We start from the raw sequence: 3,474 nt of genomic DNA, 5'->3' as shown, positions 1-3,474 counted from the left end.
TGACCAACAAGTACGCGGAGGGTTACCCCGGCCGCCGGTACTACGGCGGCTGCGAGCACGTGGACGTGATCGAGCAACTGGCCATCGACCGGGTCAAGGACCTGTTCGGTGCCGAGCACGCCAACGTGCAGCCCCACTCCGGGGCGCAGGCCAATGCGGCGGCGATGTTCGCGCTGCTGAACCCCGGGGACACGATCCTGGGGTTGAACCTGGCCCACGGTGGCCACCTGACCCACGGCATGAAACTGAATTTCTCGGGCAAGCTCTACAACGTGGTCGCCTACGGCGTGTCGGAGGAGGACCTGGAGATCGACATGGCCGAGGTCGAGCGCCTCGCCGTGGAACACCGGCCCAAGCTGATCGTGGCCGGCTGGTCCGCCTACACCCGCCAGCTGGATTTCGCGCGCTTCCGCGAGATCGCGGACCAGGTGGGGGCCTACCTCATGGTGGACATGGCCCACTTCGCCGGTCTGGTGGCCGCCGGCCTGCACCCCAATCCCGTGCCCCACGCGGACGTGGTGACCACCACCACGCACAAGACCCTGGGCGGCCCGCGCGGCGGGGTGATCCTGTGCAAGCAGGAGCTGGCCAAGAAGATCAACTCCGCGGTGTTCCCGGGCCAGCAGGGCGGCCCGCTCGAGCACGTGATCGCCGCGAAAGCCGTGGCGTTCAAGTACGCCGCCGGCGAGGAGTTCAAGGACCGGCAGCGCCGCACGCTCGAGGGCGCCAAAATCCTGGCCGAGCGACTGCTGCACGACGACCTGGCGGAGCAGGGGATCGGGCTGGTCAACGGCGGCACGGACGTGCACCTGGTGCTTGTGGATCTGCGCAACGCCCAGCTGGACGGCAAGCAGGGCGAGGACCTGCTGCACCGAGTGGACATCACGGTCAACCGTAACGCGGTGCCTTTCGACCCGCGCCCGCCCATGGTCTCCTCGGGGTTGCGGATCGGCACCCCCGCGCTGGCCACTCGGGGCTTCGGCCCCGACGAGTTCCGCGAGGTGGCCGACATCATTGCCCGGACCTTGCTGACCGACGCCGACGACGCCGCCGCCCTGGACGCCCTGCGCGAACGCGTGAACGCCCTGGCCGCAGCCTTCCCGCTCTATCCCGAACTTTCGGCGGGCAACGCCAGCGCCGAATCCACCCATGACCACGCCGAAGCGGCGATGAACGGAGTGTCCTGATGGCTGACCTCTTGCCGGACCACCCGGATTTTCTGTGGCGCAACCCGGATCCCAAACCCTCCTACGACGTGGTGATCGTCGGCGGTGGCGGGCACGGGCTGGCTACCGCCTACTACCTGGCCAAGCACCACGGGATCACCAATGTGGCGGTGCTGGAAAAGGGATGGCTGGGCGGCGGCAACATGGCCCGCAACACCACCATCATCCGCTCCAACTACCTGTGGGACGAGTCCTCGGGGATGTACGAGCACTCCTTGAAGTTGTGGGAGCAGCTGCCGGACGAACTCGAGTACGACTTCCTGTTCTCCCAGCGCGGGGTGCTGAACCTGGCCCACACTCTGCAGGACGTACGTGAAAGCACACGGCGCGTGAATGCGAACAAGCTCAACGGCGTGGACGCGGAGTGGATCGACCCCCAGCAGGTCAAGGAACTGTGCCCCATCATCAACATCGGTGACGACATCCGGTACCCGATCATGGGAGCCACCTACCAGCCGCGCGCGGGTATCGCCAAGCACGACCACGTGGCCTGGGCCTTCGCCCGTAAGGCGGACGAGATGGGCGTGGACATCATCCAGAACTGCGAGGTCACCGGATTCGTGAAGGAAGCCGGGCGGGTAATTGCCGTGGAGACCAGCCGGGGCCGGATCAACACCGGCAAGGTGGCGCTGTGCGGGGCGGGTAACTCCTCGGTGCTGGCCGAGCTGGCGGGCTTCGAGCTGCCCATCCAGTCCCACCCGCTGCAGGCTCTCGTCTCTGAGTTGCACGAGATGGTCCACCCCACCGTGGTGATGTCCAACCACGTCCACGTGTACGTCTCCCAGGCGCACAAGGGCGAGCTGGTCATGGGTGCCGGCATTGACGCCTACAACGGCTACGGTCAGCGCGGTTCGTTCCACGTGATCGAGGAGCAGATGGCCGCCGCGGTGGAGTTGTTCCCCATTTTCGCCCGGGCCCACGTGTTGCGCACATGGGGTGGTGTGGTGGATGTCACGCTGGACGCCTCTCCGATCGTGTCCAAGACACCCGTGGATCAGCTCTACGTCAACTGCGGCTGGGGTACCGGCGGTTTCAAGGGAACTCCGGGGGCGGGCTTCACGCTCGCGCACACCATTGCCCATGACGAACCACACCCGCTCAACGAAGCCTTCAGTCTCGAACGGTTCGAGACGGGCATGCTGATCGACGAGCACGGCGCCGCCGCCGTGGCGCACTAGAGGGAGCGAACATGCTGCAGATCAATTGCCCGTGGTGCGGTCCACGGGATGAGACCGAATTTCACTACGGAGGGGAGGCCCACGTGCCCTACCCCGAGGACCCGTTCGAGCTGGACGACCAGCAGTGGGCCCGTTACCTGTTCTACCGCGCCAATCCGCGGGGGTTGCTGTCCGAGCGCTGGGCTCACAACGTCGGCTGCCGCCGCTGGTTCAACGCGGTGCGTGACACGGTGACCTACGAGTTCAAGACCGAGTACAAGATCAGCGATCCCCGGCCGGACCTGGGAAATGTTGGAGGTGCCCTGTGAGCGAGCAAACCCATCGCCTGGCGGCCGAGCGCGCCGCCGGGCACGGCATCGACCGTTCCACCACGGTGGACTTCACCTTCGAGGGTGTCCCGTACACGGGCTACCGCGGGGACACCGTGGCTTCCGCCCTGGTGGCCAACGGCAAGATCGACTGCGCCCCGTCCATGTACCGGCGCCGCCCCCGCGGGCTGTACTCCGCCGGTGTGGAGGAGCCCAACGCCTTGATCAAGGTTTCCCCCCGGCACGAGCAGGACGTGGCCGAGTCCATGCTGCAGGCCACGGTCACCGAATTGACCCCCGGGATGGACGCTGTCTACCTCGAAGGTCACGGGCAGCTGGACCCCGGTACCGACCGCGCCTACTACGACCGCAAGTACGTCCACACGGACGTGCTCGTGATCGGTGCGGGCCCGGCGGGGCTGTCCGCAGCCCGGGACGCCGCGGCCTCCGGCGCCCGGGTGATCCTCATGGACGACCAGCCGCGCCCGGGCGGGGCCTTGCTGTCCGGCAACGGTGAGCGCATCGATGGAGTCCCGGCCCACGAGTGGGTGGAGCGCGTGAGCGCCGAGCTGGAGGCGGCCGAAGAGGTCACGGTGCTCACCCGCACCACCGCCATCGGCAGCTACGACAGTAACTACGTGGTGGCCGTCCAGCGCCGCACCGACCACCTCACGGGAGAGGTGCCCAAGGGCGTGTCCCGGGAGCGAGTGTGGCACGTACGCGCTCAGCAAGTGGTGCTCGCCCAGGGCACCCACGAGCGTC

General features: G+C 67.3%; 4 protein-coding genes. All 4 read left to right on the top strand.

The annotated features are described in order from the left end of the window. Positions 1 to 1,187, top strand: a 1,187-nt coding sequence (gene glyA, locus Q4E95_RS12025; protein ID WP_303383532.1) for a serine hydroxymethyltransferase, incomplete at its 5' end; no start/stop codon positions are given. Then, positions 1,187 to 2,404 carry a sarcosine oxidase subunit beta family protein gene (locus Q4E95_RS12020; protein WP_303383531.1) on the top strand — a complete coding sequence of 406 codons (1,218 nt, stop codon included), beginning with the start codon at positions 1,187 to 1,189 and terminating at the stop codon, positions 2,402 to 2,404. The genes glyA and Q4E95_RS12020, both read left to right, overlap by 1 nt. 11 nt (positions 2,405 to 2,415) lie before the next feature. Further along, positions 2,416 to 2,712 carry a sarcosine oxidase subunit delta gene (locus tag Q4E95_RS12015; protein WP_303383530.1) on the top strand — a complete coding sequence of 99 codons (297 nt, stop codon included), beginning with the start codon at positions 2,416 to 2,418 and terminating at the stop codon, positions 2,710 to 2,712. Continuing rightward, on the top strand, positions 2,709 to 3,474 hold a 766-nt coding region (locus tag Q4E95_RS12010; RefSeq protein WP_303383529.1), incomplete at its 3' end, for an FAD-dependent oxidoreductase. The genes Q4E95_RS12015 and Q4E95_RS12010, both read left to right, overlap by 4 nt.

The organism is Kocuria sp., assembly GCF_030536815.1.
GTDB classification, from domain to species: Bacteria; Actinomycetota; Actinomycetes; order Actinomycetales; family Micrococcaceae; genus Kocuria; species Kocuria gwangalliensis.
Note: the sequence above shows the minus strand (reverse complement) of the source record. Positions and strands in the feature narration are given on the sequence as shown.

What these genes read in the sequence shown, in the direction of transcription:
- Q4E95_RS12020 (WP_303383531.1), top strand. Translation starts at nt 1,187, where the DNA reads ATGGCTGACCTCTTGCCGGACCACCCGGATTTTCTGTGGCGCAACCCG.
- Q4E95_RS12015 (WP_303383530.1), top strand. Translation starts at nt 2,416, where the DNA reads ATGCTGCAGATCAATTGCCCGTGGTGCGGTCCACGGGATGAGACCGAA.